Below are 24747 nucleotides of genomic sequence, written 5' to 3' on the forward strand. Positions count from 1 at the left end.
ATGTCCACCGCAAACATTCACGGCATCATCGGCTACACCATCACCCCATTCACCGCCAACGGCGAAGGCGTTGATCTTGACGCGCTCGGGCGTTCCATCGACCGCTTGATCGACGGCGGCGTGCATTCCATCGCGCCACTGGGCAGCACCGGCGAAGGTGCCTACCTGAGCGACGCGGAGTGGGATCAGGTCGCCGAGTTCAGCATCAAGCACGTTGCCAAACGGGTGCCGACCATCGTCAGCGTGTCGGACCTGACCACTGCCAAAGCGGTACGCCGCGCACGTTTTGCCGAGGCCCATGGCGCCGATGTGGTGATGGTGCTGCCGACCTCCTACTGGAAGCTCAGCGAGGCAGAGATCCTCGCCCACTACCGCGCCATCGGCGACAGCATCGGCGTGCCAATCATGCTCTACAACAACCCGGCCACCAGCGGCACCGACATGTCGGTGGACTTGATTCTGCGCATCGTCAATGGCGTCGAAAACGTGACCATGGTCAAGGAGAGCACCGGCGACATCCAGCGCATGCATCAGCTGCAACGCTTGGGCGAAGGTCGGGTGCCGTTCTACAACGGCTGTAACCCGCTGGCGCTCGAAGCCTTCGCGGCAGGCGCGAAAGGCTGGTGCACGGCGGCACCGAACCTGATCCCACAGCTCAACCTGGACTTGTATGAAGCGGTAATGGCCAATGATCTGGGCAAGGCGCGCGAGTTGTTCTATCGCCAGTTGCCATTGCTCGACTTCATCCTCAAGGGTGGCTTGCCGGCGACGATCAAGGCCGGTTTGCGCGAAACCGGTCTGGAGGTGGGTGATCCGCGGTTGCCGGTGTTTGCGTTGGGTGAAGCGGGTCGTGCTCAGTTGCAAGGGTTGATCAAAACCTTGCGTTAAAACGCGGAACATGTGGGAGCGAGCCGGCTCGTGATGACGGTCTGTCAGTCAACATCACGGTTGAATGTGACGGTCTCATCGCGAGCAGGCTCGCTCGTACAGGGTTGGATTCAAAGCACCGGCAAGGTCTTGTCCTTGATCACCTTGGTCGGCCCGTTGGCCTTGACGCTGGCGATGCCTTTCTCCATCGCGGCGTCGGAGGCATAGGATTCGCTGCTGCCGATGATCTCGTGGTTACCGGCCTTGAGATTGAAATAGGGATGGCCATCCTTGGTGGTTTTCTTCTCGTAGCGCTCATCCTGAGGGCTGTTGGCCTGGACCGACGCGATGCCTTTGTCGGCCGCGGCGCGGGTGGTGTACAGCTCGCTGGTCAGAATGGTTTCGGCGTTCGCCGCCTTCAGCACAAACCTGAACTGACCGCTACTGTTTTTGCTCACTTCATACCATCCGGACATGCTGATTCTCCTTGGCGATTGAGAGATTGCGCGCTTCAGAGTAAAGACCAGCCTGCTATTTCTGTCGCCTATAAAGGCCCCATCGCCAGCAGGCTGGCTCCTACATTGGACTGTTTGTACGCAATCCACTGTAGGAGCCAGCCTGCTGGCGATAGGGCCAGTAAGCACGCCGCAAACCTACCTGACTGAACGCTTCACCATCGACAATTCCGGAGCGATTGTCCGCCGCTGACTCAAATACCGGGTACAGCTCACCCGCAAAAACGAGGCAAAGTTCACCACTTCGCCACGGTAGTCCATCACTTCTTCATACAGTTTGGCGATCAACTGGTTGGTGGTCATGCCGTCGACTTCGGCGATTTCGCTGAGAATGTCCCAGAACTGGTTTTCCAGGCGCAGAGTGGTCACCACCCCGCAAATGCGCAGCGAACGGGAGCGCGATTCGTAGAGAATCGGGTCAGCCTTGACGTACAGCTCGCACATGACGGCTTCCTCGTTACAGCGTGATTTTGGTGCCCAGCAAACCGAGGAAACCGGCGAGCCAGTTCGGGTGCGCTGGCCAGGCCGGCGCCGTGGCCAGATTGCCTTGAACATGGCCGTCCGTCACCGGGATATCGATAAACGTACCGCCGGCCAGACGCACTTCCGGTGCACAAGCCGGATAAGCGCTGCACTCGCGCCCTTCGAGAATCCCGGCCGCCGCCAGCAGTTGCGCGCCGTGGCACACAGCGGCGATCGGTTTGCCGGCCTTGTCGAAATCGCGCACCAGTTCCAGGACTTTTTCGTTCAGACGCAGGTACTCCGGCGCACGACCGCCCGGAATCAGCACCGCGTCGTAATCCGCCGCGTTGACCTTGGCAAAGTCGAAGTTAAGGGCAAACAGGTGACCGGGTTTTTCGCTGTAGGTCTGATCGCCTTCGAAGTCATGGATGGCCGTGCGCACGGTCTGGCCGGCGGTTTTGTCCGGACACACCGCGTGAACGGTGTGGCCGACCATCAGCAACGCTTGAAAGGGGACCATCACTTCGTAGTCTTCGACAAAATCGCCGACCAGCATCAGGATTTTTTTAGCGGCCATGTGTAGGACTCCTCTTGGAAATGCATAGGAATATTCAAGGTAGTCCTTATCTGGCGGACCGGGTAACAACCGGCTACTACCCGAAGACCGCGTTTTCGTTCTTCGCGGGCAAGCCTCGCTCCTACAAGGAACACGCCAAATCTGTAGGAGCGAGGCTTGCCCGCGAAGAAGCCCTCAAACTGTACGGATAACTCTTCACCCAGCTGTTACAGCGGCTTGGGACGCGATTATGGCTAGATAACCGCACCCTCCACGATTCTGGTTGCCATCATGTCCTCGCGCGAAAACACCGGTATGGCCCTGGGCCTGCTTGGCGTTGTGATTTTCAGCCTCACCCTGCCCTTCACACGAATTGTCGTGCAGGAACTGCACCCGCTGCTCAATGGCCTGGGCCGAGCGTTGTTCGCGGCGATCCCGGCGGCATTGCTGTTGCTGTGGCGCCGGGAAAAATGGCCGACCTGGAAACAGATCAAAGGCCTGAGCCTGGTAATTGCCGGGGTGATTCTTGGGTTTCCGGTGCTGTCGGCCTGGGCCATGCAAACCTTGCCGGCGTCCCACGGTGCACTGGTCAATGGTCTGCAGCCGCTGTGCGTGGCGCTGTATGCCGCGTGGTTGTCCCATGAACGGCCGTCGAAAGCCTTCTGGGCCTGCGCTGCGTTGGGCAGTGCGTTGGTGCTCGGTTACGCGCTGATCAGCGGTGCCGGCAGCATTCAGGCTGGCGACTTGCTGATGCTCGGCGCGATTGCGGTGGGTGGGCTGGGTTACGCCGAAGGTGGGCGATTGGCCAAGGAAATGGGCGGTTGGCAGGTGATCTGTTGGGCACTGGTGCTGTCGACGCCGCTGCTGATCGGCCCGGTGGTGTATCTGGCGCTGCAACACCAGGGCGAGATTTCGGCCAAGACCTGGTGGGCCTTCGGTTACGTCTCGCTGTTTTCGCAGTTCATCGGTTTCTTTGCCTGGTATGCCGGGCTGGCCATGGGCGGCATTGCCCGGGTCAGTCAGATCCAGTTGCTGCAGATTTTTTTCACCATCGCCTTTTCCGCGTTGTTCTTCGGTGAACACGTGGAACCGATTACCTGGGTGTTCGCGGCCGGGGTGATCGTGACCGTGATGCTCGGGCGCAAGACTGCGGTGCAGCCGGCTCGTGTAGCTAGTGCATAACCCTGTAGGAGCCAGGCTTGCCGGCGGATCGCCAAGCACGTGTAGGAGCAAAGCTTGCTCGCGATGGCGATTTTGAGGACGCCATCGCGAGCAAGCTGTGCTCCTACAGAGTCATCATTTAATAAAGCCGTCGGCTCGCAGCAGGGTTTCCAGGCAATGCTCGGTGATCTGGTAGAAATCCTTCAGTTCCTGGATCTTCGCCAACAGCTGAGCCGGCTCTACCGGTTCGGCGCGTTTGACTGCCAGGATCATCTTGTTCTTGTTGGTGTGGTCCAACGAAATGAACTCGAACACTTTGGTTTCGTAACCACAGGCTTCGAGGAACAGCGCACGCAAACTGTCGGTGACCATTTCCGCCTGCTGGCCCAGGTGCAATCCGTATTGCAGCATCGGCTTGAGCAACGCCGGGCTCTGGATTTGCAGGCGAATCTGTTTGTGGCAGCACGGCGAGCACATGATGATCGACGCCCCGGAACGGATGCCGGTGTGGATGGCATAGTCGGTGGCGATGTCGCAGGCATGCAAGGCGATCATCACGTCCAGTTCACTCGGTGCCACGCTGCGCACGTCGCCGCACTTGAACACCAGTCCCGGATGCTCAAGCTTGGCTGCCGCGGCGTTGCACAAGGTGACCATGTCCTCACGCAGTTCAACGCCGGTCACTTCGCCCTCGGCGTTCAAGGTATTGCGCAGGTAGTCGTGGATGGCGAACGTCAGGTATCCCTTGCCCGAACCGAAGTCTGCTACGCGCACCGGTTTGTCCAGCGCCAGCGGTGACGAGGTCAGCGCATGGCTGAACACTTCGATGAACTTGTTGATCTGTTTCCACTTGCGCGACATCGCCGGGATCAGCTCGTGCTTGCTGTTGGTCACACCGAGGTCGGAGAGGAACGGTCGGCTCAAATCCAGAAACCGGTTCTTCTCGCGGTTGTGTTCGGCGGACGGCACTTCACGCAATTGCTGGGGTTTGCTCTTGAACAGCGAACTCTTGCCCTTTTTGCTGTATTCGAGCTGGGCTTCATCGGTCAGCGACAGTAAATGCGCATTTTTGAACGATGCTGGCAGCAAACCGGCAATGCTTGCCACACCTTGGTCCAACGGCAGGTTCTTGGTGATGTCACGGGTTTTGTAGCGGTAGACGAAGGACAGGCACGGCTGCGTCTTGACCGTCACCGGTTTGACGATGATCCGCTGCAGATCGGTTTCATCGCCAACATATTTGGCCAGCACCAGTTTGATAAAGGCGTTTTGCTCCAAGCTGGTTTGCAGCAAGTGGATGAATTGGGTGTGATGATCCGGCGCGACGCTGGCGGGAGTGGCGGTGACAGACATGGAAAAACGGCCTCAGGCGGGGCGGATCGGGGGAATGGCAGGTATTTTAGGGGGGATGAACGTTCGGGACACGCAGTTATTTGCCGAACGGTGTGATATCGCCTGTTACCCCAACACCACCAAGCGATTCGGCAACTCATTGCGAACATGGGTCACCGGCACGTGCACCTTGAGCAATTCACCGCACGCCTCGACGCAACTGACAAAGCCTTGCAGCGTCTGCCCCTGTCGGACTTGCTGGGTGAATGCAGCGACTATTGCGTCCCAGTTCTTGTTGTCCAGACGCCTGGAAATGCCCTCGTCCACCAGGATTTCCACGTAGCGCTCGGCTTCAGAAACAAAAATCAGAATGCCGGTGCTGCCTTCGGTGTGGTGCAGGTTCTGCTCCAGAAACTGCCGACGGGCCAGGTTCGAAGCGCGCCAGTGACGCACCGAGCGCGGGACCAAATGGGTGGTGACTTTCGGTAGCCGGAACAGCAGGCACAACACGATGAAAGAAGTCCATTGCACCATGAGCAGGCTATGCAGGGTCAGCCAGCCGCTCAGGTAATGCACGATCCCCGGCACCACCAGCGCCAGCAGGCTGGCCCACAGCAGCGGGATGTACGCATAGTCGTCGGCGCGGGCCGCGAGCACTGTGACCAGTTCGGCGTCGGTGTCACGCTCGACCCGGGCGATCGCCTCGGCGACTTTGCGTTGTTCGTGTTCAGTCAGTAATGCCATGTCGTGAAGTGCCTGTTCATTTTATTGTTACCAGCCGCCGGACGAACCACCGCCGCCGAAGCTGCCACCGCCGCCACTGAAGCCCCCGCCGCCACCGCCGCCAAAACCGCCACCGCCGAAACCACCACCGGAGCCACCCGAACCACCCCGGCCGGCGGGGAGAATACCGAGCATCTGGCAAACAAACACAGTCAGGATGAACAACAACACCAAAAACACGAACAGCCCGGGATGCCGCGAGACAAGATCATCATTCGGATCGCCCGTGGACTCATATACCGTCGACGGCTCATCCAGTGGATTACCGCCCAACACCACCAGCATCGCCGCGACACCGTCGCTGATGCCCTTGCTGAAATTGCCGGTCTTGAAAGCGGGTGTGATCACCTGATGGATGATCACCGAACTCTGCGCATCGGTCAGGCGATCCTCCAGGCCATAGCCGACTTCAATACGCAGTTTTCGCTCATCCCGTGCGACGATCAGCAGCGCGCCGTTGTTCTTGTCCTTCTGGCCGATGCCCCAGTAGCGCCCCAATTGATAACCGAAGTCGGCAATGTCGGTGCCCTGCAAGTTCTCCAGGGTGACTACCACCAGTTGCTCACCGGTAGATTTTTCATGGGCCTGAAGCTGCTGCGTCAGTTGCTCACGCACCGCCGGTTCGATCATTCGGGCGTTATCCACCACCCGTCCGGTCAGCTCAGGAAACTTCAATTCGGCCTGGGCTGCCAGGGTCAACACCCACAGCATCAGCACCAGGCCTGCTTTCAAGACGCGCATGTGCAACCTCGTCCGTGGTGACGCACCGATCAGAATTTGACCTCGGGCGGTTTTTCCGAGCCTGGCGTGGCTTCGAAGGTTTCGCGCACAGGCAGGTCGCTGTACATCACGCTATGCCACAGGCGACCGGGGAAGGTGCGGATTTCGGTGTTGTACTTCTGCACCGCCAGAATGAAATCCCGTCGGGCCACGCTGATGCGGTTTTCGGTGCCTTCGAGCTGCGATTGCAGGGCGAGGAAGTTCTGGTTGGCCTTGAGGTCCGGATAGCGTTCGACCACCACCATCAAACGGCTCAAGGCACCGCTGAGCTGATCCTGGGCCTGTTGGTACTGCTTGAGCTTTTCCGGGTTATCGAGGGTGGAGGCGTCGACCTGGATCGACGTTGCCTTCGCCCGGGCCTCGATCACGGCAGTCAGGGTTTCCTTCTCATGGGCAGCGTAGCCCTTGACCGTTTCCACCAGGTTGGGAATCAGGTCGGCACGGCGCTGATACTGGTTCTGCACCTGGCCCCAGGCCGCCTTGGCCTGCTCGTCGAGGGTCGGGATGTTGTTGATGCCACAGGCTGTCAGTAGCGTGGCGAGTACCAATAACGTGGCCACTTGCAGGCTCGACCGGTAGGACTGTCGTACATTCATATCAGTGATGCTCCCTTCACATTCATGGAAAAAACAACCGAAGACCCTCTCGGCCGGCTCTTCGGGCATAATCGGCCGCGCATCTGGATTGCATCGGGGCAATGGGCTAAAAAATGCCCAGCGCAAAAAACGCATCCGGCTTTTTTGAACCGGTACCCGAACAACAATAGTCGCTCCCTAAATTTTGGCTGGCCGGCGTGTACATCGCCGTTTGGGCCCTTGAGAAAACTATTCATGAAGAAGCTGTGTTTGCTGGGCCTGTTCGTCAGCCTGGCCAGTCATAACGTATTGGCCGCCACGACGCCCGCACCTCTGGAGAACAAGGAAGCCTTCGTCAGCAACCTGATGAAGCAAATGACCCTCGATGAGAAAATCGGCCAGTTGCGCCTGATCAGCATCGGCCCGGAAATGCCTCGGGAGATGATCCGCAAGGAAATCGCCGCGGGCAACATCGGCGGTACGTTCAACTCGATCACCCGCCCGGAAAACCGTCCGATGCAGGACGCCGCCATGCGCAGCCGGTTGAAGATCCCGATGTTCTTCGCCTATGACGTGATCCACGGCCACCGTACCATTTTCCCGATCCCGCTGGCGTTGGCGTCGAGCTGGGACATGGACGCCATTGGCTTGTCCGGGCGCATCGCCGCCAAGGAAGCGGCGGCTGACAGCCTCGACATCACGTTCGCACCGATGGTTGATATTTCCCGCGACCCACGCTGGGGCCGTACCTCCGAAGGTTTCGGCGAAGACACCTACCTGGTGTCGCGCATTGCCGGGGTGATGGTCAAGGCATTCCAGGGCGCCGGCGCCAACGCCGCCGACAGCATCATGGCCAGCGTCAAGCATTTCGCGCTGTACGGCGCGGTCGAAGGTGGCCGCGACTACAACGTGGTCGACATGAGCCCGGTCAAGATGTACCAGGACTACCTGCCCCCCTATCGCGCAGCGATCGATGCCGGTGCCGGCGGGGTGATGGTGGCGCTGAACTCGATCAACGGCGTGCCGGCCACCGCCAACACCTGGCTGATGAACGACCTGTTGCGCAAGGAATGGGGCTTCAAGGGCCTGGCAGTCAGCGACCACGGGGCGATTTTCGAGCTGATCAAGCACGGCGTCGCCCGTGATGGCCGCGAAGCCGCGAAGCTGGCAATCAAGGCCGGCATCCACATGAGCATGAACGATACCTTGTACGGCAAGGAGCTGCCGGGTTTGCTGAAGTCCGGCGAGATCCAGCAGAGCGATATCGACAACGCCGTGCGTGCAGTGCTCGAAGCCAAATACGACATGGGCCTGTTCAAGGACCCGTACCTGCGCATCGGCAAGGCCGAGGATGATCCGGTCGACACTTACGCCGACAGCCGCTTGCACCGCGCCGAGGCCCGTGACGTCGCGCGTCGCAGCCTGGTATTGCTGAAAAACCAGAATCAGACCCTGCCGCTGAAGAAAACCGCGAAAGTCGCTCTGGTCGGCCCGCTGGCCAAGGCACCCATCGACATGATGGGCAGCTGGGCCGCCGCCGGTCGCCCGGCGCAATCGGTGACCCTGTTCGATGGCATGACCACCGCGCTGGGCAATAAATCGACGCTGATCTACGCCCGTGGCGCCAACATCACCAGCGACAAGAAGATCCTCGACTACCTGAACTTCCTCAACTTCGATGCCCCGGAAGTGGTCGATGACCCGCGCCCGGCCAACGTGTTGATCGACGAAGCGGTAAAAGCCGCCAAGGAGGCTGACGTGGTGGTGGCGGCCGTGGGCGAGTCCCGTGGCATGTCCCACGAATCGTCGAGCCGCACCGACCTGAACATCCCGGAAAACCAGCGTGAACTGATCCGCGCCTTGAAAGCCACCGGTAAGCCGCTGGTACTGGTGTTGATGAACGGTCGCCCGCTGTCGCTTCTTGAAGAGAAAGAACAGGCTGACGCGATCCTCGAAACCTGGTTCAGCGGCACCGAGGGCGGCAACGCCATTGCCGATGTGCTGTTCGGCGACTACAACCCGTCGGGCAAACTGCCGATCACCTTCCCGCGTTCGGTTGGCCAGATCCCCACTTACTACAACCACCTGAGCATCGGCCGGCCGTTCACGCCGGGCAAACCGGGCAACTACACCTCGCAGTATTTCGATGACACAACCGGCCCGCTGTTCCCGTTCGGCTACGGTTTGAGCTACACCGATTTCAGTCTGAGCGACATGGCCCTGTCGTCGACCACGCTGAACAAGACCGGCAAGCTCGACGCCAGCGTCACGGTGAAAAACACCGGCAAGCGTGACGGCGAAACCGTGGTGCAGTTGTACATCCAGGACGAAACCGGTTCGATGATCCGCCCGATCAAGGAACTGAAAAACTTCCAGAAGGTGCTGCTCAAGGCGGGCGAACAGAAAGTCCTGCACTTCACCATCACCGAGGACGACCTGAAGTTCTACAACAGCCAGCTCAAGTACGCCGCGGAACCGGGCAAATTCAACGTGCAGATCGGCCTGGATTCCCAGGATGTGACGCAGCAGAGTTTTGAGTTGCTGTAACCCCGTGTGGACTGATCGTTCCCACGCTCTGCGTGGGTTCCCACGCAGAGCGTGGGAACGATCTGGAATACGCTGCGGAACCGGGCGAGTTCAACGTGCAGATCGGCCTGGATTCCCAGGATGTGGCGCAGCAGAGTTTTGAGTTGCTGTAACCCCGTGTGGACTGATCGTTCCCACGCTCTGCGTGGGAATGCMGCCCGTGACGCTCCGCGTCACTGGACGCGGAGCGTCCCTAGAGGCGTTCCCACGCAGAGCGTGGGAACGATCTGGAATACGCTGCGGAACCGGGCRAGTTCAACGTGCAGATCGGCCTGGATTCCCAGGATGTGACGCAGCAGAGTTTTGAGTTGCTGTAACCCCGTGTGGACTGATCGTTCCCACGCTCTGCGTGGGAATGCAGCCCGTGACGCTCCGCGTCACTGGACGCGGAGCGTCCCTGGAGGCGGAGCGTCCCTGGAGGCGTTCCCACGCAGAGCGTGGGAACGATCTGGAATGTCAGGCTCAACCCCTTCGATCCAACAGATTCACCACCAACCGATCCACCCATCCCCAGGCCCGTTGCTTGATTCGCTTCCAGAGAGGACGGCGCTGCCATTCTTCCAGGCTGACTTGCTGGCTCAGGACAAAATCCTTTTCGAAACTCGCCGCCACGTCCCGGGTCAGTCCAGGGTCGAGCGCTTCGAGGTTGGCTTCCAGGTTGAAGCGCAAATTCCAGTGATCGAAGTTGCACGAACCGATGCTCACCCAATCGTCGATCAACACCATTTTCAGGTGCAGGAAGCACGGCTGGTACTCGAAAATCTTCACCCCGGCCTTGAGCAACCGCGGGTAGTAGCGATGCCCGGCATAGCGCACGGAAGGGTGATCGGTACGTGGCCCGGTCAGCAGCAGGCGTACGTCGACGCCACGGCCGGCGGCACGACGCAATGAGCGGCGGACCTTCCAAGTCGGCAGAAAGTACGGAGTGGCCAGCCAGATACGCTTCTGGCCGCTGTTCAGTGCGCGCGTCAAGGATTGCAGAATGTCGCGGTGCTGACGGGCGTCGGCGTAGGCGACGCGGCCCATGCCCTCCCCTGTGGCGGGCACTCGGGGCAGACGCGGCAAGCCGAAATGCGCCGCGGGTTTCCAGGCGCGGCGATGACGGTTGGCGATCCATTGGCGATCGAACAGCAGTTGCCAGTCGAGCACCAGCGGGCCGGTGATTTCCACCATCACTTCGTGCCATTCACTGACGTCCTCGCCCGGCGTCCAGAACTCATCGGTGACACCCGTGCCGCCGACCACAGCCAGGCTTTGATCCACCAGCAGCAACTTGCGGTGATCACGGTAGAAGTTACCGACCCAACGCCGCCAGTTCAGACGATTGTAGAAGCGCAATTCCACGCCGGCCGTCGTCAGGCGCTGACGCAAGGTCAGGGTGAACGCGAGGCTGCCGTAATCATCGAACAGGCAACGCACCCGCACACCGCGCTCGGCAGCCTGGACCAACGCTTGCACCATGGCCTCGGCACAGGCGCCCGCCTCCACCAGATACAACTCCAACTCGACCTGTTCCTCGGCACGGGCTATCGCCACCAGCATGCGCGGGAAAAACTGCGGGCCGTCGATCAGCAGTTCGAAGCGGTTGCCTTCACGCCACGGAAAAATTGCCCCGGCCATGTCAGCGCGCCGTGAAAATCAGCACCGCACCCACCGGCACCGACAGACTGATGGCCGATAAACCGGCGACCTTGCGCAGTGCTTCCAGCCCCGGCGCCAGATCAAAGTCTTCGGCGTTGATCACCAACGGCTCCAGCGTCACCACCTGGAAGCGCCGGTCATCCAGGCGCGTCGCCAGCAATTCGGCGTTGTAGGTGTGCTGTTTGCCATGCAGGTCGACCGTCAGCGGCAGACGCAATTCCAGTTGCGCGCCGGGGGCGAGGTCGTTGATCGGGCGCAGGTCGATTTGTGTGGAGATCAATGCTTCGGGAAATTTATCGATCTCGAACAGATTGTTGCGCATGCGCTCATCACGCAGCGGAATGCCGCTGTTGATCGAATCCAGTTCCACTTCAACCTGCGCCAGCCCTTTGGGATCGACTTTGCCATGCAGCACCAAAAAGCGCTGCACTTCGGAAACATTGGCGTTTTTGGTGCTGACGAATGACAGCCGCGAGGACTCGCCGTCCAGATACCAGTTGGCCTGGGCGGACAGCGAAGCGCCGGCCAACAGCACTGAAGCGAGGGTTTGGGTGACTGACCGCTTGGACATAAAGACTCGTGGGGGCAAGTAAACCTGTGCTGAACCTTAACCGGCCTGACACAGGTTGCAAGAAATGTGTTGCCTTGAGTCTCTAAACAGCCACAAGTTCCAATCAGGCCATCGCCTGCTGCACATCGCCAATGGTCGTGGCCAGGCTGTTGAGGTGCAGGCTCAGCACCCGTTCCACCGGCGCCTGATCCATCGGCCAGTGCAACGCCATGCTGCCGACCAGCCGGCCGTCGGTACGGATCGGTAAAGCCACCGCTCGAATCAGGAACGGCAGGCGCACCGGGTATTCCCAGTAACCTTCGGTGCGCTGGCCGAACCCCTGGTGCAACGCCGTTTGCGAAGCGTTGAACAGCGTGTCGTCATTCAACCGCTCACGCTCGGCCAGACGTTCTACTTCATGGCTGTCCAGTTCTCCCAGGCAGGCCCGGCCCATGGCCGAATGAAACAGGCTGGCGTGCTGGCCGACGATCTGGCAGTTGTTCGGATAACGCTTGCGTAGCACCGTCGGAATGGCGCTTTCCATGACCTCGATCCGCTCGCCGTCGAAACACGACAAGTCCGCCACCAGCCCGGTGCGTTCGCTCAATTCCAGCAACAGCGGCGCGGCGTTTTCCACCAGCCGCCGCTTGAAACGCTGCTGGCTGTCACCATACAGACGCTTGGCGCACAAGCGGTAACGCCGGTCGCTCAAGCCGCGGTAGATCCAGCCCTGCTCCTGCAGGGTCAGCAACATCCGTGACACTGTGGACTTGGGCAGGCTCGTCAGGTAATGCAATTCCTCCAACCCCAACGCCTGATGCTCACCCAGCAATTCGACGATCGCCAGAGCGCGCTCGACGGAACGTACATTGCCGGTTTCTGCCTTGCTCTCCATAGGTTCGAACTCCCTAAGCCCGTATCGCTGCTCTTTTACAAAGCACAGCAAGATGCGGGCCTGTCCGCCAGGCTCAAGAGTTTTGCAGACAACCGGGCGGTCGGCGCTTGACCCATTGGGTCAGTTGCTCGTGGGCATACGCCAGTTGCAGCACCGCCAAGTCAGCCTGGGCCGGGCCGATGATTTGCAGGCCCGTCGGCAGTCCGGCCGGGTTGAAACCCACCGGCACGTTCATGCTCGGCAATCCGGCCAACGTCGGCCCGATGACCACCTCCATCCAGCGGTGGTAAGTGTCCATGCTCTGCCCGCCGACGACGCGCGGCCACGGTGTTTGTGCATCAAAAGGAAACACTTGAGCAGTGGGCAGCAACAGAAAATCGTAACGTTCGAACAATTCGTTCAAGGCCCGAAACCAGTCGCTGCGACTGACCGAGGCCTGGTAGACATCCGCTGCCGTCAGACGCAGTCCGCCTTCGACTTCCCATTGCGCTTCGGGTTTGAGTTGCTCGCGTTTGCGTGGGTCGGCGTACAACGCACCGAGGCTGCCTTGCACCAGCCAATGGCGATGGGTCAACCAGGCTTGCCACAGGCGTTCCATGGCGTAGTCCGGCTGACAGGCTTCAACCTTGCAGCCCAGTGCCGCAAAGTCGTGCAATGCCGACTCGCACAGGCTCATCACGCCTGGGTCCATCGGCAGGTAACCGTTATAGTCGCCCAGCCATCCGACGCGAACATCGTTGAAATCCTGCGCCAGGGACTGATGGAAAACCTGCGGGTCCTGAGTCAGCGACAATGGCGCGCGCGAGTCGTAGCCGGCCTGCGTGCCGAGCAATCGAGCGACATCGGTAACGGTGCGGCCCATCGGCCCTTCGGTGGCCAATTGCTGGACGAACAGCTCCGGCGCCGGACCGTACGGCACGCGCCCCTGGGACGGACGAAAACCGAAGACGTTGTTGAACGCCGCCGGATTGCGCAGCGAGCCCATCATGTCGCTGCCATCGGCCACCGGCAGCATGCGCAACGCCAGCGCCACCGCCGCCCCGCCGCTGCTGCCACCGGCGACCCGTGTCGGGTCGTAGGCGTTGGTGGTGGTGCCGAATACGCTGTTGTAGGTTTGCGAGCCGAGGCCGAACTCCGGAACGTTGCTCTTGCCGATGATGATTGCGCCACTGTCGCGTACCCGCGCAACACTGATGGCATCGTGTTGCGGGACCTGTTCGGCGAACAGTGGCGAGCCCATGGTGGTGCGCAACCCGGCGGTGGCAGCCAGGTCTTTGACCGCTTGCGGCATGCCGTGCATCCAGCCACGGGACTGGCCTTGATCCAGCTGCCGGTCGCAGGCGTCGGCTTCGCTCAGCAGTTCATCGTCCGCTCGCAGCGACACCAGCGCATTGACCTGCGGATTGAAGCGTTCGATCTGCGCCAGATACGCTTGCATCACTTCACGGCAAGACACCAGCCGCCCGTGGATGGCCCGGGACAGCGTAGCGGCGTCCATTTCTACAATCGGATTGATGCTCAAGGTTTCACCTCAAGGTTGAGTTCGACAGATCGCTTTGCCCGTGGTGCTTCCTGCATGCAGTAAGTGCCCAATAGCGTCAGCAGGCAAGCGAACAACACATAGAACGATGGCGCCACCGGCGTCGCCAGGACTTTGCTCAGCCAGGTGACGATCAGCGGCGCGAAACCGCCGAAGACCATGACCGCAACGTTGTAGGCCACCGATACCCCGGTAGAGCGCACTTCAATCGGAAACTGTTCGGCCAGTGCGGTCGGCGCCGGGCCGAAAAAGCCGCCGATCGAACTGCACAGCAACAGTTGCATCACCAGCAAGCGCTCGATGGAGGGGGCTGCCGCCACCCACACGTACAACGGATAGACCATCAGGAAAAACGCCAGGGTGAAGGCCATCAAAACCGGGCGTCGGCCGAGGCGATCCGACAATGCGCCGGACAATGGAATGACCACGGTCATCAACGCCACGGCCAGCATCTGCACCAGCAGCACCTGGTCCAGCGGCAAGCCGAGATTCTTGTGAGCGAAGGTCGGCATGTTCACCAGGACCACGTAGAACGACACAGTCGCACCGCACGCCAGGCCCATCGATACAAGAATGGCGCGGCGGTGTTCGCGGATCACTTGCAGCAAGCTTGGACTGGCGCCCTTGGCCTGTTTGCGCGCCTCAAGAAACTCCTCCGGTTCTTCCATGTGCTTGCGAATCCACAGCCCGACCGGGCCGATCAGCAAGCCGATGATGAACGGAATGCGCCAGCCCCAAAGGTCCAATGCCTCGGGGGTCAGCAAATGGGTGAACAACGCCACCATGCCGGCCCCGGAAAACACCGCCAGGCATTGCCCGACCAATTGCCACGAGCCATACAAACCCTTGCGGTGCGCCGGTGCGCTCTCCACCAGGAACGCCGTGGCACTGGCGTACTCACCACCCGTGGCGAAGCCTTGCAGCATCCTTGCGACCACGATCAACAGCGGCGCCCCCATGCCGATGGCGGCGTAGTTGGGTGCAAAGGCGATCAGCGCGATGGACACGGTCATCAGGCGGATGATCATCTGCATCGCCGCCTTGCGTCCTTTGCGATCCGAATACATGCCCAGCAGAATGCCACCCACCGGGCGCATGAAAAAGCCGACGCCGAAGGTCGCCAGCGCCATCAGCAGCGAGGCGTACTCATCCTCGGACGGGAAAAATTGCCGGGCGATGATACTCGCCAGAAAGCCGTAAACAATGAAGTCATACCATTCCAGTGCGTTGCCGACAACGGCGGCGACCACCTGCCGGGTGCGCGAAACGCCTGTGCTCGAAGTGTGCATGGGCAACTCTCCAAAAACCTGATGGGTAACGGCGGGCACGACGGCGCGCGCCCGGTCCAGCGGCAGTAGAAAGTGAGGAAATCAGGCCGGCTTGAGCCAGCTCTCGGTCAGCGCGCCCCAATACGCCGCGCCGGTCAGCAGGATGTCGTCGTTAAAATCATACGCGGGGTTGTGCACCATCGGCCGCGATACGCCATTGCCGATAAACAGGTAGGCGCCCGGGCAACGCTGGAGCATCCAGGCGAAGTCTTCGCTGCCCATGAGTTTTGGCGTGTTGCCGTCCACCGCATCGGCGCCGAGCAACTCGACAGCGACCTGACGGGCGAATTCGGTTTCGTTGGCGTGGTTGACCAGCACCGGATAGGCCGGACGATGCTCGATGCGTGAACTGCAACCAAAACTCCTGGCCTGGGATTCGATGATCGCGCGCACCCGTTCGAGGGTCTGTTCACGCACTTGTGCATTGAGTGCGCGCAGGCTCAGGCGCAGGATCGCCTGCTGCGGTATCACGTTGGCGGCCTCCCCGGCCTGCAACGCACCGACCGTGACCACTGCCGCTTGCTGCGCATCGATGTTGCGCGCCACCACCGTCTGCAAAGCCATGACCACGCTGGCTGCCGCCACCAATGGGTCGACCGCCAGATGCGGCATCGAACCATGTCCGCCGACGCCTTCGATGGTTACGGTGAGCAAGTCCTGCGACGCCATCATCGGCCCTTCACGAAAGCCCAAATGTCCGGCAGGCAGACCCGGCATGTTGTGCATGCCGAACAGCGCATCGCAGGGGAAACGTTCGAGCAGGCCATCGGCGAGCATGGCCTCGGCACCACCCTGGCCTTCTTCGGCCGGCTGGAAAATCAGGGTCAGGGTGCCGTCGAACTGCCGGGTCGCCGCCAGATAACGCGCGGCGCCCAACAACATGGTGGTGTGGCCGTCATGCCCGCAAGCGTGCATGCAGCCCTGATGCTGACTGCTGTAGGTGGCGCCGGTGTTCTCGATGATCGGCAGCGCATCCATGTCGGCGCGCAATCCCAGTTTGCGCGAGCTGTTGCCGTTGCGCAGGACACCGACCACGCCGGTCTTGCCGATCCCGGTGTGAACCTCGTAGCCCCAGTCCACCAAGGATTTGGCCACCAGCGCCGAGGTGCGGTTTTCCTCGAAACCGAGTTCGGGGTGGGCATGGATGTCCTGGCGGGTGGCGTGCAGGTCGCTGGCCACGTCGCTGAGCCAGGCAAGGATGTGCTGATGTCGAGTCATGACGATTTCCTCAGGCCGAGTGAATTCCCGTTCTTGTTGTTCGCTGTTCTTTTGTGGAGCGCGAGACGCATCAAAGGCAGGGGCTCACCGCCAGATAACCGCGAGTCGCGCACGAGGACAATCGAATGTGGTTCCACAGAGTGGAACCTGAGGGGAAAAAGCTTTGATGACCAATGCAAAACCTTGTGGCGAGGGAGCTTGCTCCCGCTGCGCTGCGAAGAGCGGCGCTAGCACCTCAACCGTGTTGTATCTGACATACCGAGGTTGCTGAGTTTACGACTGCTGCGCAGCCGAGCGGGAGCAAGCTCCCTCGCCACAAAAAGCATCGCCGCACTCAGGGCGATAAGCGGCAACCCTGGCGTTCGCCGATCCACGCGGCGCTGTTGCTGCGGCCCATGCCGCTGACGGTGACGCGCTTGTCGAGGGTGTCATCGGTAAACCCGCTGGTGGGCAGCCACTGCTTCACATAACCACGGCAATAACCGGCGTCGTTGTTCATCACGTACCGGCACGAGCAATATTCCTTCGCGGTGTAGGCGCTGATGATGTCGGGGAATGCCCACAGAGCCACACGCTCGTGCCAGATCCAGCCCAGCAAGGCGAGCAGCAGGACCAATAGCAATGAACTGATCGGCCGGCGCCGGATGAAACCGCTCATGGTTGCACCTTCCCGGCAACGGCCTTCAGTGCGAGCTTGAGCAATTCGTTGTGACGATAGCTGCCGTCGCGGTCATCGCCGTAACGCACGATCACCAGTTTTTCGCTCGGAATCACGTACATCGCCTGGCCCCAATGGCCCAGCGCCGCGAACGTATCGACGGGCGCATCGGGCCAGGGTTGTGCCGCTCCGTCTGCTGCACGATTGAGCCACCAATGGCCACCGGGAACGGTTTCGTCCTGATGCGCGTGATAATTGGCGAACGGCTCGCGGTTGAAGGCGACCCAATCCCTGGGCAGCAATTGTCTGTCGCCCCAACGACCGTCGCGGGCCATCAGCAAGCCGACTCGCGCCAGATCCCGCGCGGTCAGGTAGGCGTAAGAAGACGCGACGAACGTGCCGCTGGCGTCGGTTTCCCAAATGGCGTGGCGAATACCCAGTGGCTCGAACAAGGCTGTCCATGGAAAGTCCGCATAGCGATTAGCACCGACGATGCTTTTCAGCGCGGTGGACAACAGATTGCTGTCGCCGCTGGAATAGCGAAACGTCTGGCCTGGCGCCGCGTACCGGCCATGATCGGCAGTGAACGCGGCCATGTCCGCGTGACCTCGGGTGTAGAGCATCGCCACCACCGAAGATTTCAACGGTGCGTATTCGTAGTCTTCCTGCCAGTCAATGCCTGAGGCCCAGTGCAACAGGTCGGCCATGCTCGTGTCCGGGTGTTTTTTCAGGGGCGGATAAAACCTCTGCACCGGGTCCTGGAGCTTGAACAGGCCTTCGCCGTACGCCACGCCCAGTACCGTGGCCATCAGGCTTTTGCTGATGGACCAGGTCAGGTGCGGCGTCTCGGAGGTGGTCGGCCAGGCGTAGCGTTCGTAGATCAACTGGCCATCGCGGATCACCAGCAAGGCATCGGTGCGCAGGCCTTTTCGGGTGCTGTCATCGCGCAGTGGGAAGGCATAGTTTTCCAGCGCCTCAAGTGCTGGGCCAGTCATCGCCGGACCGCTGGACCATTGCTCGGCGGGCCAGTTTTCGGCTTGAGCCGATAGGCCGAGCAACAATAGAAAAATCAGGGACAAGCCTTTGAACATGGCGGGGGCTCTTGGGAACGAACCCGCTGAGCCTAGTCGAGGTTGATGACAGTTCCGGGATTTGTGATGCCTGGAAGATTGCCATCGCGGGCAAGCCCGCTCCCACAGGAACCGCTGGCGAATACAAGACTTGTGGGAGCGGGCTTGCCCGCGATGAGGCCCGTCAGATCGCCGCCAATGCCTTGGCCAGCCGCTTACCCCTGGCCCCCGCCGCCAGATCCATCACCGCTTGATCCCTCTGCCACATCGCCGCCCATTCCGCTGGCCCATCGGCCAGTGCTTCATTTACCTCAACCTTGAGCGCCTCGAACTGCGCAAACAACCCGCCGAGCAACACGTGCCCGGCCGCATGACTCGGCGCCTGACGGCTGGTTTCCGCACACCCGGCCAGCAACGCCAACAATCGTAATTGCAAGCTCTGCGGCCAGTCACAGTCCTGCCCGACGCCATACAGCCACGCCGTCATGGCGCTCAACACATAGACATCTTCCAGGGTGCGGAACGGTTTGACGTAAGCGTCCCAGCCATCACCGGCGAGCAATTCGCACAGCGCGTTTTCCAAGAATAAACGGCCGTGGCTGATCTCCGGCATCAACGGGAGCGGCGGCAGCTTTTCCACACGCACGCCCGGCTCATCCGGATAAACCACCGCCAGACTCAGACGCGGCTCGTCGCCAGGTGGCTCGCTGCGGGCGGCGATCAGCAGCCAGTCGGCGGCATCGCCGGCGGTGACGAAATCCTTGCGCCCGCTCAGGCGCAAACCGCTCAGGCGGGTTTGCATGTCCGCCGGGCGCAGGCTGCGCTGTTCGGTGGCGCACAAGGCTCCGAGGCTCAACGGCGCGCTCGGCCAAAGCATGCGCAGTGCCGCTTGATAGCCCACCAGAAATGCCAGTCCCGGTGTTGCCATCAAACCTCCGCCCGCCACCGCCAACTCGAATGGGGAAACGGCGCCCAGGTGATCTAACAAGGTCGTGAACCCTTCTCCCAGGTCGGGGTTGGCGGGCAAGCGATCACGGCGTTTCAACAGGGTTTGCCAGGGCATAAGAGACTCCTTGTGGGCTGTCATATAAGCATCACCAAAGCTTCATGGCGATGACACCGGGGCTACATAGCCTGACTTTGCACAACAAGGCTGGATAAAGAAAGTCGATCCGCTGTAACCCAAAGACGGGTGAGCAGCCCGCACGGAGATTCGCCATGACTCAGATCGCCCGCATCAGCGATACCGGCAACGAACGCCGCCTGCAAGCCGAACGTCTGATAGGCGCCGAGGCTTTGCAGGAAGCTCAGGCCTTGCGTTTCAACGTGTTCAGCGGCGAGTTCAACGCCAAGCTCAAAGGCGCGGAACTGGGTCTGGACATGGATGACTATGATGTTCACTGCGCCCATATCGGCGTGCGTGACCTGAACACCGGGCGACTGGTGGCGACCACCCGCTTGCTCGACCACACCGCCGCCAGCAGCCTGGGCAAGTTCTATAGCGAAGAAGAATTCAGCCTGCATGGCCTGGTCCATCTTCAAGGCCCGATTCTGGAAATCGGCCGTACCTGCGTCGACCCGGCCTACCGCAACGGCGGCACCATCGCCGTGCTCTGGGGCGAACTGGCCGAAGTGCTGAACCAGGGCGGTTACAGCTACCTGATGGGTTGCGCCAGCATCCCGATGCAGGATGGCGGCATCCAGGCCCACGCGATCATGCAGCGTCTGCGGGAACGTTACCTGTGCACCGAACACCTGCGCGCCGAACCGAAAAAACCGCTGCCGACCCTGGATATTCCCTCCAACGTAATCGCTGAGATGCCACCGCTGCTCAAGGCCTACATGCGCCTGGGCGCGAAGATCTGTGGCGAGCCGTGCTGGGACGAAGACTTCCAGGTTGCCGACGTGTTCATCCTGCTCAAGCGCGACGAACTCTGCCCGCGCTACGCCAAACACTTCAAGGCGGCGGTGTAATGAGCCGGCTGCGGGTGTACGCGCGAATCGCGCGAGTGTTGCTGGTGGTGGCGCTGGGGCTGAGCATGGCCAGTGTGTTCGGCGTGTTCGAACGCTTGGGCCTGGCTCATTCGATGGAGCGCCGTCAGCGCTGGTCGCGATTTTTTATGGCACGCCTGAGCAACGCCCTGCCCTTCGACGTGACGGTCCACGGTCAATTGCCGACAGCGCCGATGCTGTGGGTCAGCAATCATGTGTCCTGGACTGACATCCCGTTGCTGGGCATGCTCACGCCGCTGTCGTTCCTGTCCAAGGCCGAAGTGCGTACCTGGCCTGTGGCCGGTTGGTTGGCGGCAAAGGCCGGCAGCCTGTTCATCCGCCGTGGTTCGGGTGACAGCCAGTTGATCCGCAAACAGATGACCCGTCATCTGCAGCATGCGCATCCGTTGCTGATGTTCCCGGAAGGCACCACCACCGATGGCCGCTCCCTGCGCACGTTCCACGGGCGGCTGCTGTCCGCCGCCATCGATTCGGACGTGGCATTGCAGCCGGTGGCGATTCGTTATGTGCGTGACGGTGAACTCGATACGCTTGCACCTTTCATTGGCGATGATGACTTGCTCTCGCACTTGATGCGCTTGTTTGCCAATGACCGCGGCGCTGTCGAGATCCACTTGCTCAAGCCAATCGTCTGCGAAGGTCGCGAGCGTGCGGCACTGGCGTTCGAGGCGCAGCAAGCGGTGCAGAAGGCGTTGTTTGGTGATGTGGTGAAACCTGCTGAACCGCGTCGTGCCGGCGAATTGATCGCCGCGTAAGCACTTTTCTGTAGGAGCAAAGCTTGCTCGCGATGGGATCGACGCGATTTGACTGATGACCGCGTTATCGTTCATCGCGAACAAGCTTTGCTCCTACAGGGGGTTGTGTCAGCGGTTCTGCGCAAAATCCTGCAACTGCGGATAGAACAACCGGAAATCTTCGCTCAACGGCTCGTACAACATCCGTAATTCCTGCATCGCGGCCGCCAGCTCTTCAGGCCGGGTCAAGCGCCGGGAAATCCCCCGCAGCACCTGTTCCAGCACTTCAAATTCCCGATACGAACCCAACCAGTCATTGGCCACCATGTGCGGGGCAATCTTCGCCAGGCGCTCTGGCAGTTGTCGTTCACGGGACAGCACGCGATACACATCCGAAGTGAACAGCTCCAGCGGCCGGTCGGCATACAGCCGCCAGTCCCGCGCCAGGCAATGATCGAAAAACACGTCGAGCACGATCCCGGCATAACGCCGGCGCGTCAGGGAAAACCGTGACAGTGCGGTATCGACCAAAGGATGGCGGTCGGTAAACACGTCGATGCTGCGATGCAGCTGGATGGCCGCTTCAATCTCCGGTTCGAACTGTCCTTGCAGCCTGCCTTTGACGAAATCGCCATACAGACTGCCGAGCAATTGACCGGGACGCTGGCCACCGAGGTGAAGATGTGCGAGATAGTTCATGGGCGCAGCTTAGCACCGCGCCCCGGTATCTACACCCAGCATATCGTTATAACCCGATATACCGATTTATTCGGTCGTCAGATCGAAATCATATTGGTATATCGCGAAATACCGATTTAAAGTTCGCTTCATCGCGATATAGCGTTTTACTGATCACGAGCCCCCAACCATGAACCTTGACCTCGACGAAATAATAAAAGCCCTGGCGCATCCGGTACGCAGAGACATCCTGCACTGGCTCAAAGACCCGACCGTCGAATTCCCAGACCAGTCCCACAGCAACGAGCACGGCGTTTGCGCCGGGCAGATCGATCAACGTTGCGGCCTGTCGCAATCCACGGTGTCCGCGCACCTGGCGACCTTGCAACGCGCCGGCCTGATCAGCAGCCGCAAAGTCGGCCAGTGGCACTTTTTCAAACGCAATGAGGAAACCATTCAGGAGTTCCTCAAAGTCTTCAGCAAAGAGCTCTGACCCCAAGTCAGAAAAAAGGATTCAGACGATGCCCCTCTCGCTACTCATATTGGCCTTGAGCGCCTTCGCCATCGGCACCACCGAGTTCGTCATCATGGGCTTGCTGCCTGATGTGGCGGCCGACCTCGGTGTGTCGATCCCCGGCGCCGGCTGGCTGGTGACCGGTTATGCCCTGGGCGTGGCCATCGGTGCGCCATTCATGGCCCTGGCCACCGCCAAACTGCCGCGCAAGGCTGCATTGGTGGCGTTGATGGGCATTTTCATCATCGGCAACCTGCTCTGCGCAGTGGCCAGTGACTACAACGTGCTGATGTTTGCCCGCGTGGTCACGGCGCTGTGTCACGGTGCGTTCTTCGGCATCGGTTCGGTGGTAGCTGCTGGTCTCGTGCCTGCGAACAAACGCGCATCAGCCGTGGCCCTGATGTTCACCGGCCTGACCCTGGCCAACGTGCTCGGCGTACCCCTGGGCACCGCTCTGGGCCAGGAAGCCGGCTGGCGTTCGACCTTCTGGGCCGTGACCGTGATTGGTGTGATCGCGCTGATCGGCCTGATCCGTTTCCTGCCGGCCAAGCGTGATGAAGAAAAACTCGACATGCGCGCCGAACTGCGAGCCCTCAAAGGCGCCGGCATCTGGTTGTCCCTGAGCATGACCGCGCTGTTCGCCGCGTCGGTGTTCACCCTGTTCACCTACGTCGCGCCGCTGTTGGGCGAAGTCACTGGCGTTTCGCCCCGGGGCGTGACCTGGAGCCTGATGCTCATCGGCCTGGGCCTGACCCTCGGCAACATCATCGGCGGCAAGATGGCCGACAAAGGCCTGGCCGCCACGCTGATCGGCGTTTTCATCGCCATGGCCGTGGTGTCGACCGTGCTGACCTGGACCAGCGTCGCCGTGATCCCGACCGAAATCACCCTGTTCCTTTGGGCCACTGCGTGTTTTGCCGCCGTGCCTGCCCTGCAGGTCAACGTGGTGACCTACGGCAAAGCCGCGCCGAACCTGGTCTCGACCCTCAACATCGGCGCATTCAACGTCGGTAACGCCTTGGGCGCCTGGGTCGGTGGCAGCGTGATTGCCCACGGCTTCGGCCTGACCAGCGTGCCGCTCGCAGCCGCAGCGCTGGCGGTGCTCGCCCTGCTGGTGACCCTGATTACTTTCCGTCAGAACGGCAATCCCGAACTGGCTCCTGCTACTAACTGATCTTCAAAAGAGAGCGATTAAATGACGACTATTTTCGATCCGATCAAACTGGGCGACCTCGAACTGTCCAACCGCATCATCATGGCGCCGCTGACCCGCTGCCGCGCTGACGAAGGCCGCGTGCCGAACGCGCTGATGGCCGAATACTACGTACAACGCGCCTCCGCCGGCCTGATCCTCAGCGAAGCGACTTCGGTCACGCCAATGGGCGTCGGCTACCCGGACACCCCGGGCATCTGGTCCAACGATCAGGTGCGTGGCTGGGCCAACGTGACTAAAGCAATCCATGGCGCGGGCGGCAAGATCTTCCTGCAACTGTGGCACGTCGGTCGTATTTCGCACCCGTCGTACCTGAACGGCGAAGCCCCGGTTGCACCGAGCGCCATCCAGCCTAAAGGTCATGTCAGCCTGGTTCGCCCACTGGCCGACTACCCAACCCCGCGTGCCCTGGAAACCGCTGAAATCGCCGACATCGTCGACGCCTACCGCACCGGTGCCGAAAACGCCAAGGCCGCAGGCTTCGACGGCGTGGAAATCCACGGCGCCAACGGTTACCTGCTGGACCAGTTCCTGCAAAGCAGCACCAACCAGCGCACCGACAACTACGGCGGCTCGGTGGAAAACCGTGCGCGCCTGCTGCTGGAAGTGACCGATGCCGCAATCGAAGTCTGGGGCGCCGGCCGCGTCGGCGTGCACCTCGCGCCACGTGCCGATTCCCATGACATGGGCGACGACAACCTGGCCGAAACCTTCACCTACGTCGCTCGCGAACTGGGCAAGCGTGGCATCGCCTTCATTTGCTCGCGCGAGAAAGAAGGCGCCGACAGCCTCGGCCCTCAAATCAAGGAAGCCTTCGGCGGCCCGTACATCATCAACGAACGCTTCACCAAGGACAGCGCCAACGCCTGGCTGGCCGCCGGTAAAGCCGACGCCGTCGCCTTCGGCGTGCCGTTCATCGCCAACCCGGACCTGCCGGCGCGTTTGAAAGCCGATGCGCCACTGAACGAAGCGCGTCCTGAACTGTTCTACGCCAAAGGCCCGGTTGGTTATATCGACTATCCAACGCTGTAATCTTCAGCTGTAGAAATGCAAAAAGCCCCGACTTGAAAGAGTTGGG

Annotated in this window: 26 protein-coding genes; 9 read left to right on the plus strand and 17 right to left on the minus strand. The window is 60.8% G+C overall.

What is annotated here, in order from left to right:
* Entirely contained in the window at positions 1-888 is an 888-nt protein-coding gene (locus ASD60_RS22355; protein ID WP_056856064.1) for a dihydrodipicolinate synthase family protein, read from the plus strand.
* A 110-nt stretch (positions 889-998) separates the two neighbouring features.
* On the opposite strand, the gene ASD60_RS22360 is transcribed toward ASD60_RS22355, so the two are convergent.
* From ASD60_RS22360 to ASD60_RS22370, 3 genes are all read right to left on the minus strand, one after another.
* Positions 999-1343, minus strand: a complete 345-nt coding sequence (locus tag ASD60_RS22360) for a YegP family protein (protein ID WP_056856065.1) — start codon at positions 1341-1343, stop codon at positions 999-1001.
* A 177-nt stretch (positions 1344-1520) separates the two neighbouring features.
* Positions 1521-1826 carry a ribbon-helix-helix domain-containing protein gene (locus ASD60_RS22365; RefSeq protein WP_056856066.1) on the minus strand — a complete coding sequence of 102 codons (306 nt, stop codon included), beginning with the start codon at positions 1824-1826 and terminating at the stop codon, positions 1521-1523.
* A 13-nt stretch (positions 1827-1839) separates the two neighbouring features.
* Complete coding sequence (locus ASD60_RS22370; protein WP_056856067.1) at positions 1840-2421, minus strand: DJ-1/PfpI family protein; 582 nt, start codon at positions 2419-2421, stop codon at positions 1840-1842.
* 20 nt (positions 2422-2441) lie between these two features.
* Here ASD60_RS22370 and ASD60_RS28980 point away from each other — a divergent pair, with 20 nt between their 5' ends.
* Positions 2442-2612, plus strand: a complete 171-nt coding sequence (locus ASD60_RS28980; RefSeq protein ID WP_156386292.1) for a hypothetical protein — start codon at positions 2442-2444, stop codon at positions 2610-2612.
* 79 nt (positions 2613-2691) lie between these two features.
* Positions 2692-3582 carry a DMT family transporter gene (locus ASD60_RS22375; protein ID WP_056856068.1) on the plus strand — a complete coding sequence of 297 codons (891 nt, stop codon included), beginning with the start codon at positions 2692-2694 and terminating at the stop codon, positions 3580-3582.
* Between the two features lie 114 nt (positions 3583-3696).
* Here the strand turns inward: ASD60_RS22375 and ASD60_RS22380 are convergent, their stop codons facing one another.
* The 4 genes from ASD60_RS22380 to ASD60_RS22395 all read right to left on the minus strand — a co-directional run bounded on the left by ASD60_RS22380 (position 3697) and on the right by ASD60_RS22395 (position 7052).
* Positions 3697-4914, minus strand: a complete 1218-nt coding sequence (locus ASD60_RS22380) for a class I SAM-dependent methyltransferase (protein ID WP_056856069.1) — start codon at positions 4912-4914, stop codon at positions 3697-3699.
* Positions 4915-5019: 105 nt separating this feature from the next.
* Positions 5020-5637, minus strand: a complete 618-nt coding sequence (locus tag ASD60_RS22385) for a TPM domain-containing protein (protein ID WP_056856070.1) — start codon at positions 5635-5637, stop codon at positions 5020-5022.
* A gap of 27 nt (positions 5638-5664) precedes the next feature.
* Complete coding sequence (locus tag ASD60_RS22390; protein WP_056856071.1) at positions 5665-6417, minus strand: TPM domain-containing protein; 753 nt, start codon at positions 6415-6417, stop codon at positions 5665-5667.
* Between the two features lie 29 nt (positions 6418-6446).
* Positions 6447-7052 (minus strand): LemA family protein, encoded by a 606-nt coding sequence (locus tag ASD60_RS22395; RefSeq protein WP_056856072.1) that lies wholly within the window; start codon positions 7050-7052, stop codon positions 6447-6449.
* 234 nt (positions 7053-7286) lie between these two features.
* Between ASD60_RS22395 and bglX the strand changes: the two genes are divergently transcribed.
* Positions 7287-9578 carry a beta-glucosidase BglX gene (gene bglX / locus ASD60_RS22400; protein WP_056856073.1) on the plus strand — a complete coding sequence of 764 codons (2292 nt, stop codon included), beginning with the start codon at positions 7287-7289 and terminating at the stop codon, positions 9576-9578.
* 501 nt (positions 9579-10079) lie between these two features.
* Here the strand turns inward: bglX and ASD60_RS22405 are convergent.
* The 9 genes from ASD60_RS22405 to ASD60_RS22445 all read right to left on the minus strand — a co-directional run bounded on the left by ASD60_RS22405 (position 10080) and on the right by ASD60_RS22445 (position 19580).
* Positions 10080-11237 carry a phospholipase D-like domain-containing protein gene (locus ASD60_RS22405; protein WP_056856074.1) on the minus strand — a complete coding sequence of 386 codons (1158 nt, stop codon included), beginning with the start codon at positions 11235-11237 and terminating at the stop codon, positions 10080-10082.
* 1 nt (position 11238) lies between these two features.
* A complete protein-coding gene (locus ASD60_RS22410; RefSeq protein ID WP_056856075.1) occupies positions 11239-11829 on the minus strand; it encodes a YceI family protein in 591 nt (196 codons plus the stop codon).
* 103 nt (positions 11830-11932) lie between these two features.
* Complete coding sequence (locus tag ASD60_RS22415) at positions 11933-12703, minus strand: IclR family transcriptional regulator (protein WP_056856076.1); 771 nt, start codon at positions 12701-12703, stop codon at positions 11933-11935.
* A 73-nt stretch (positions 12704-12776) separates the two neighbouring features.
* Positions 12777-14225 (minus strand): amidase, encoded by a 1449-nt coding sequence (locus ASD60_RS22420; protein WP_269083304.1) that lies wholly within the window; start codon positions 14223-14225, stop codon positions 12777-12779.
* Positions 14222-15532 (minus strand): citrate-proton symporter, encoded by a 1311-nt coding sequence (locus tag ASD60_RS22425; protein WP_056856077.1) that lies wholly within the window; start codon positions 15530-15532, stop codon positions 14222-14224. Before ASD60_RS22425 ends, ASD60_RS22420 begins: the two co-directional genes overlap by 4 nt.
* Positions 15533-15613: 81 nt before the next feature.
* A complete protein-coding gene (locus tag ASD60_RS22430) occupies positions 15614-16789 on the minus strand; it encodes a M20 aminoacylase family protein (RefSeq protein ID WP_056856078.1) in 1176 nt (391 codons plus the stop codon).
* Positions 16790-17123: 334 nt separating this feature from the next.
* Complete coding sequence (locus tag ASD60_RS22435; RefSeq protein ID WP_056856079.1) at positions 17124-17447, minus strand: hypothetical protein; 324 nt, start codon at positions 17445-17447, stop codon at positions 17124-17126.
* A complete protein-coding gene (locus ASD60_RS22440) occupies positions 17444-18538 on the minus strand; it encodes a serine hydrolase domain-containing protein (RefSeq protein ID WP_056856080.1) in 1095 nt (364 codons plus the stop codon). The genes ASD60_RS22435 and ASD60_RS22440 overlap by 4 nt, the downstream gene beginning before the upstream one ends.
* 163 nt (positions 18539-18701) lie before the next feature.
* The gene (locus ASD60_RS22445) at positions 18702-19580 is read right to left on the minus strand and encodes an acyl-CoA dehydrogenase family protein (RefSeq protein WP_056856081.1); all 879 of its coding nucleotides are present in this window, start codon (positions 19578-19580) and stop codon (positions 18702-18704) included.
* 155 nt (positions 19581-19735) lie between these two features.
* On the opposite strand from ASD60_RS22445, the gene olsB reads away from it, so the two are divergent.
* Both olsB and ASD60_RS22455 read left to right on the plus strand, forming a co-directional pair.
* Positions 19736-20491: an L-ornithine N(alpha)-acyltransferase gene (gene olsB / locus ASD60_RS22450; protein ID WP_056856082.1), complete on the plus strand. Its 756-nt coding sequence runs from the start codon at positions 19736-19738 to the stop codon at positions 20489-20491.
* A complete protein-coding gene (locus ASD60_RS22455; RefSeq protein ID WP_056856083.1) occupies positions 20491-21285 on the plus strand; it encodes a lysophospholipid acyltransferase family protein in 795 nt (264 codons plus the stop codon). Before olsB ends, ASD60_RS22455 begins: the two co-directional genes overlap by 1 nt.
* Before the next feature lie 108 nt (positions 21286-21393).
* Here ASD60_RS22455 and ASD60_RS22460 read toward each other — a convergent pair whose 3' ends face one another.
* The gene (locus ASD60_RS22460; protein ID WP_056856084.1) at positions 21394-21963 is read right to left on the minus strand and encodes an acyl carrier protein phosphodiesterase; all 570 of its coding nucleotides are present in this window, start codon (positions 21961-21963) and stop codon (positions 21394-21396) included.
* 169 nt (positions 21964-22132) lie between these two features.
* Between ASD60_RS22460 and ASD60_RS22465 the strand changes: the two genes are divergently transcribed.
* The 3 genes from ASD60_RS22465 to ASD60_RS22475 are packed head-to-tail and all read left to right on the plus strand — an operon-like array spanning position 22133 to position 24701.
* Positions 22133-22435 (plus strand): ArsR/SmtB family transcription factor, encoded by a 303-nt coding sequence (locus tag ASD60_RS22465; protein WP_008056907.1) that lies wholly within the window; start codon positions 22133-22135, stop codon positions 22433-22435.
* Between the two features lie 28 nt (positions 22436-22463).
* Positions 22464-23630: an MFS transporter gene (locus ASD60_RS22470; RefSeq protein WP_056856085.1), complete on the plus strand. Its 1167-nt coding sequence runs from the start codon at positions 22464-22466 to the stop codon at positions 23628-23630.
* 21 nt (positions 23631-23651) lie between these two features.
* The gene (locus ASD60_RS22475; RefSeq protein ID WP_056856086.1) at positions 23652-24701 is read left to right on the plus strand and encodes an alkene reductase; all 1050 of its coding nucleotides are present in this window, start codon (positions 23652-23654) and stop codon (positions 24699-24701) included.
* The last annotated feature ends 46 nt before the right edge of the window (positions 24702-24747 follow it).

The sequence above is a fragment of the Pseudomonas sp. Root562 genome (genome assembly GCF_001427125.1).
Lineage (GTDB): Bacteria > Pseudomonadota > Gammaproteobacteria > Pseudomonadales > Pseudomonadaceae > Aquipseudomonas.